Annotated in this window: 3 protein-coding genes and 1 pseudogene; 2 read left to right on the top strand and 2 right to left on the bottom strand. The window is 75.7% G+C overall.

Going from position 1 to position 4,725, the window contains the following annotated elements:
- Positions 1-290: pseudogene (locus tag NWP09_RS11910) on the top strand (hypothetical protein); the annotation flags it as partial.
- An 88-nt stretch (positions 291-378) separates the two neighbouring features.
- Here NWP09_RS11910 and NWP09_RS11905 read toward each other — a convergent pair.
- Both NWP09_RS11905 and NWP09_RS11900 read right to left on the bottom strand, forming a co-directional pair.
- Positions 379-3,006, bottom strand: a complete 2,628-nt coding sequence (locus NWP09_RS11905) for a DUF4062 domain-containing protein (RefSeq protein ID WP_258275719.1) — start codon at positions 3,004-3,006, stop codon at positions 379-381.
- Positions 3,007-3,104: 98 nt separating this feature from the next.
- Positions 3,105-3,761, bottom strand: coding sequence for a dienelactone hydrolase family protein (locus NWP09_RS11900; RefSeq protein ID WP_258275718.1), 657 nt, complete (start codon positions 3,759-3,761; stop codon positions 3,105-3,107).
- A 54-nt stretch (positions 3,762-3,815) separates the two neighbouring features.
- Between NWP09_RS11900 and NWP09_RS11895 the strand changes: the two genes are divergently transcribed.
- Positions 3,816-4,661, top strand: a complete 846-nt coding sequence (locus NWP09_RS11895; RefSeq protein WP_258275717.1) for a DUF1206 domain-containing protein — start codon at positions 3,816-3,818, stop codon at positions 4,659-4,661.
- The last annotated feature ends 64 nt before the right edge of the window (positions 4,662-4,725 follow it).

Below are 4,725 nucleotides of genomic sequence, written 5' to 3'. Positions count from 1 at the left end.
GGGCCGACGAGGTCGGCTCCCGGCGGCTCGGCGCGCTCGCGGCGGCGTGCGGCCTCGCCGGGCTCATCGGCACCGGATGGCTGTGGGCGATCACCGCGACGGACCTGGACGCGCCCGAGTGGCTGCGCGTCCTCGGCGCGTGGCTCATGCCGGTCGGCATCCTCGGCGGCCTCATCGTCGGCATCCCCACCGCGCGCGGACCGGGGCGGCCGGCCGCGGTCGTCGGCATCGTGCTCGCGGGGCTCGCGCTCGTGGGCGCCGTCGTGCTCTTCGCGTCGTGGGACTACTGACGCGTCGCCCGCGTCGCGGCAGCGTCAGGATCCGGCGCCGGGGAGCGCTCCCGGCCCCGACCGTGCGCGACGGCGCCCGACGCGCGCGTCACCAGCCGGCCAGCGCGGGTGCGATGCCCTCGCGCTCCGACTCGGGCAGCGCGAGCTCGATCGCCTCGGCGACCGACAGCTCCCCGCCCCGCCGCTCGCCCGCGGCGACGCCGTCGGGGTCGGCTGCGCGGATCGCGTCGAGCTGCGGGGTGTGCACCGAGAACGCCTCGGCGTCGAACACGCCGATGCGGTGGCGGATGTCGTCGGCCGCCCGGGAGAGCGCCCCGGCCCGCTCGCCGTCGCCCCGCGCCGCGGCGACCGCGCACAGTCCCTCGAGCCCGTACGCGACGCCCTCCTCGAAGTGCAGCCGGACCGAGACGAGCAGCGTGCGGATGCAGCCCGCCTCGGCGGCGTCGATCTCGCCGCGCACGAGCTGCAGCCGCGCCTGGTGGTTGCCGGCGACCGAGAGCGTGAAGAGGTCGCCGCCCGCCTCGGCCACCTCGGTCGCGCGGTCGAAGCGCCGCTGCGCCTCGTCGGTCTGCCCGCGCAGCCACGCGAGCCGGCCGCGCGAGACCTCGGTGATCGCCTCGGCCCACGCGTTCCCGATCCCGCGCAGCCGCTCGACCGCGTCGGCGAGCTCGCGCTCCGCGGTGTCGAGATCCGGCCTCGGCAGCTGGAGCCTCGCGGTCGCGCGCGCCGCGATCGCCATCGCCGCAGCATCCTCGTCGCCGCCCTCGGTGAACAGCCGCACGCACTCGCCGAGCCCCGCGACGACGCCGTCGGTCGGGCGCTGCCACATCTCGCCCCACAGCGCGAAGAACCACGCGACCGCGCGCGTGTGCGGGGTGATGGGCTGCTCCTTCTCGAGCAGCTCGAGCATCCACACGCGCACCTCGCCGAAGAACCCCGCGATCCACCAGTAGATGAGGAGCCGCCACGCGAAGTCGCCCGCGTCGTCGAGCCGGTCGATGTGGATGAGGTGGCGCACGGCCGCGCGCAGGTTCGGCAGCTCCGCCCCGAGCTGCGCGACCGCCCGGCCCTGGTCCGCGCCCCGGAGCCCCGGCGCGACGCGCGCGACGAGGGCGCTGTAGTGGTCGGCGTGGGCCGCGCGCATCCGCGCCGCCTCACCGCTCGCCTTGAGCCGCCCGAGGGCGTACTCGCGGACGATCGCGAGCAGCGACAGCACCGACTGCCCGCCGATCTCGGTCTGCTGCACGAGCGAGCCGTCGATGAGGGCGGCGATCCCGTCGATCTCGCGCCCCTCCCACGGGCGGCCCGAGCCGACCGCCTCGACCGCCTCGAGCGTGCACTGGCGGGCGAAGACGCCGAGGTCCTCGAGCAGGGAGCGCTGCCAGTCGGGCAGCAGGCTCACGCTCCAGTCGATCGTCGCGCGCATCGTCCGGTGCCGGTCGGGCAGGTCGCGCTGCGCGGCGGTGAGCAGCGGCAGCGCCTGCTCGAGCCGCTCGGCGATGCCCTGCGGCGTCAGCAGCCGCACCTTCGCGGCCGCGAGCTCGATCGCGAGCGGCAGGCCGTCGAGCCGTCGGCAGATCGCGGCGACGGCCGACGCGTTCTGGTCGGTGAGCGCGAAGTCCGGCTTGACCGCCTGGGCCCGGTCGGCGAACAGCGCGCACGCGGGGGAGCGGCGCACGCGCGCGGCGCTGTCGCGCGCCGCCGCCTCGGGCACGCCGAGCGCGCGCACCTCGACGACCCGCTCGCCGCGCACGCGCAGCACGACCCGGCTCGTGACGAGCAGCCCCGTGGTGGGGGCCGCGGCGAACAGCCCCGCGAGCACGGGCGCCGCCTCGACGATCTGCTCGAAGTTGTCGAGCACGAGCAGCACCCGGCGGTCGGCGAGCGCCCGCGCGATGCGCTCCTCGAGCGCCGCCTCGCCGGTGTCGCGGATGCCGAGCACGTACGCGATCGTCGGCAGCAGCAGCGCGGGCTCGAGCACGCCCTCGAGCGGCACGTAGTAGCGGCCGTCGGGGAAGAGGTCCTCGGTCGCGCGCGCGACCTCGACGGCGAGCCGGCTCTTGCCGATGCCGCCCGGCCCGATGAGGCTCACGATCGAGTCGGTGCCGCGCTCGAGCAGCGCGCGCACCTCGGCGATCTCGCGCTCGCGGCCGATCGTCGAGGTGTAGGGCACGGGGATGCGCGAGGCGGGCGTGGGCGGGATCTCCTCGGGCCCGCCGTCGCCCGCCATGCGCGACTCGTCGAACCGCTCGGCGAGCAGCGTCGCGAGGTCGCCCATCACCTGCTCCTCGAGCTCCGCGGCGGTGCGGAAGGGCAGGTAGGCGGCGGTGTCGTCGGCCTGGATGCGGGCGATGAGCTCCTGCAGGCGCGGATCGCGCTCCTCGGACTCCCGGATGTAGATGAGCTTCGGCATCGACGCGGGGGCGAGGCGGTACTCGTCCTCGAGCCCGGAGATCTGCTCGTCGGGCGCGACCCAGCCGTAGCTGTCGCCGTAGATGCCGACGAACACGTCGCTCTGCGCGAGGTAGGAGCGGTACAGCGCGCGCGGCGGGTGGGGGCGCGCGCCGAGCTCGAACATCACGGGCGCGAGCCGGAGCCGCTCGATCGCGGCGCGCACCGCGCGGCGCTCGTCCGCGAGCTCGCGCAGCGTCGAGCTCACGAAGACGCGGATCCGCTGGTCAGGCGTGCGGATCGCGGGCCGCTGTGCCCGTTCCATGCGCACATCTTGGTGCCTCGCGGCACCCGCGTGCCAGGGCGCGGTGAGGATTGATCGACGCGTCGGGGAGTGCTGAGGTTCGCCTCAGCCCCGGCGGCTCACGGCTCGCGGTTGAGCCGGGAGCGGAGGAACTCCTTGGTCTCGGCCCACGCGGCCTCCGCGGCGGGGCGGCTGTACTTCGGCACGTCGGCGTTCTGGAACCCGTGCACGGAGTCGGGGTACGAGCGCACGTGCACGTCGTCGTAGCCCTCCGCGGCGAGCCGCGCCCGGTAGTCCTCGGGGGCCTCGCGGCCGGTCCAGTCGTCGCTCGCCGCGAGCTGGAACAGCACCGGCACGCGCGGACCCGCCTCGATGCCGGGGAACGGGGCGCCGTAGTACGCGACGATCGCCTCGACGGTCGGATGCTGCGCCGCGTACATGAGCGCGATCGTCGAGCCCATCGAGAAGCCCACGATGCCCGCCCGGCGGCTGCCGCCCGCGCGTGCCTCGCCGAGCGTCTCGCTCACGATGTGGTGCGCGCCCTCGAGGTCGGCGTAGCGCTCCTGCAGCAGCCGGCCGGCCTCGCCGTCGTCGCGCGTCGACCGGCCCGCGTAGAGGTCGGGCACCGCGACGCGGAAGCCCTCGTCCGCCAGGCGCCGCCCGAACGCGTCGATCCAGGGCAGGCGGCCGTTCCAGTCGTGCAGCAGCACGACCACCGGGTCGCCTGCAGCGCCGTACCAGCGGGTCGCGGTGTCGTCGGTCGTCTCGATCGCCATGGGTGCTCCTTCGCTCTCCAGCGAAACGCTAGCCCAGGCGCGTACGGTGCCTCCATGAGCGACGGAGATCGTGCGCGCATCCACGCCTCGGCCGCGGCCGACGCAGCGGGCAGCGCGAAGGACAGGGCCCAGGATGCCGCGGCGCGGGTCGAGCAGCACCCGGCTGCCTCGTGGGTCGAGGGCATCGGGCAGGTCGCGAACGGCATCGTGCACATGATCATCGGCGGCATCGCGCTCGGCATCGCGTTCGGTGCGGGCGGCTCCGCCGACCAGTCGGGCGCGATGCGGGCGCTCCAGCAGACGCCGCTCGGGGCGGTCGCGCTGTGGGCCGTGGGGATCGCGCTCGCGGCGCTCGCGGTGCACGCCGCCGTCTCGGCGCTCGCCGCGTCGCGTCGCGGCTGGAAGGAGGCGGTGCGCCCGGGCGGGCGCGCGATCGCCTACGCCGCGATCTCGGCGACCGCGTTCGCGTTCGCGACGGGCGGCTCGAGCGACAGCGAGCAGGGCGCCGACTCGTTCTCGGCGCAGCTGTTCGCGACCCCCTTCGGCCCGTGGCTCGTCGGGCTCGTGGGCCTCGGGATCGCCGCGATCGGCCTGGGGTTCGTCGTGAAGGGGGCGCGCCGCGACTTCCGCGAGGACGTGGCCCCGCCGGCCCGGTTCCGACGGCTCGTCGACGTGCTCGGCACCACGGGCTACATCGCGAAGGGCCTCGCGATCGTCATCGTCGGCGCGCTGTTCCTCATCGCGGCCGTGCAGCGCGACCCGGCCGAGGCGGGCGGCCTCGACGGCGCGCTCCACTCGCTGACGACCGTGCCCGGTGGCGTCGTCGCGCTCGTCGCGATCGCCGTCGGGCTCATGCTCTACGGCGTCTACTGCTTCGCGCGCGGCGCCTGGTCGCGCTGATGGCGGCGCGGGGCGCGGACGGCGCCGTCGGGCCGTGAGCGCCGATCCGCGCGCGCGGCCGAGC

Source organism: Agrococcus sp. HG114, assembly GCF_024723325.1.
Taxonomy (GTDB): Bacteria; Actinomycetota; Actinomycetes; order Actinomycetales; family Microbacteriaceae; genus Agrococcus.
The sequence above is the reverse complement of the archived record's forward strand: the minus strand, read 5'-3'. Positions and strand labels throughout refer to the sequence as shown.